At 53.5% G+C, this 1,215-nt stretch carries 1 protein-coding gene; it reads left to right on the forward strand.

Annotated features, from left to right (window positions below; all coding sequences use genetic code 11):
- Positions 1 to 83: 83 nt before the first annotated feature.
- Positions 84 to 1,215: IS481 family transposase (locus tag A5774_RS03400; RefSeq protein WP_064833352.1), on the forward strand; the 1,132-nt coding region annotated here is incomplete at its 3' end.

Raw genomic sequence — 1,215 nt, forward strand, 5'->3', positions numbered from 1 at the left:
CACACAACCACCCCAACAGGGACAATGAGGACACACGCACCACCTTAGGATGTAGCGAGACATACTTCCGCCCAAAATAGAGCATGGGCAAGAAACACACTTCCAACAAAGTCATCGTCGAAACCATCCTCGCGACCGGCATGAGTCATAAAGATGCCGCCGCACTCTTTAACGTCAGCACCCGCTGGATCCGCGAACTACTCCACCGCTATCGAGAAGGTGGCTACCAAGCACTACAACCACGCTCCCGGGCCCCGCACTCCAACCCCAGACAGGTACCAGAGAGCACAGTCAAAACCATCCTCGAAATCCGACAACACCTTGAAAACACCGGCCAAGACAACGGCGCCCACACCATCCGATGGCATCTTCAACAACAAAAAATAACCCCACTACCAGCAGCATCGACTATCCACCGCATACTCAAACGCCACGGCTACGTCATCGAACAACCTCACAAAAGGCCACGCAGTTCCTGGAAACGATTCGAAGCAGACCAACCAAACGAAACCTGGCAACTCGACTACAGCCACTGCTACCTCAACAACAACCAACGCGTAGCCATCCTGACCATCATCGACGACCACTCACGCTTTGTCATCGCTTGCAAAGCCTTCGAACACGAAACCGGCACCAACGTCATCGACACCTTCATATCCGCAGGTAACAAACATGGATTCCCCAAATCCACCCTCACCGACAACGGCAGCGTGTTCACCACAAAGCTCTACAGAAAAGCCGACACTCGCAACGGCTTCGAACAGCTACTCCTCCAAATGGGCATCCACCAAAAGAATGGAACTCCATACCATCCCCAAACCCAAGGAAAAGTCGAGCGCTTCCACCAAACACTCCAAAAAGCCCTGCACGCAAGGCCATTCGCCCACAACATCGGCGAGCTAAACCAACAACTCGATGACATCATCGACTACTACAACAACCACCGACCCCACCGAGCACTCAACAGACAAACACCAGCACAGGCCTACAACCGACTACCCAAAGCCCAACCACTCGACATCCCCATTGGCACCGACAATCGCCTACGGCGAGACAAAGTCGACAACGACGGAAAAGTAACCCTTCGCTGGGCCGGCAACATGCGCAAACTCTACGTCGGAAGAAAACACCGCACCAAAGAAATCATGCTCATCTGCATCAACAACGACATCACCGCCATTAACCCCCACACAGGCGAAATCTGGGGCCGATACC

It is taken from the genome of Corynebacterium sp. EPI-003-04-2554_SCH2473622 (assembly GCF_001665955.1).
Classification (GTDB): domain Bacteria; phylum Actinomycetota; class Actinomycetes; order Mycobacteriales; family Mycobacteriaceae; genus Corynebacterium; species Corynebacterium pseudodiphtheriticum.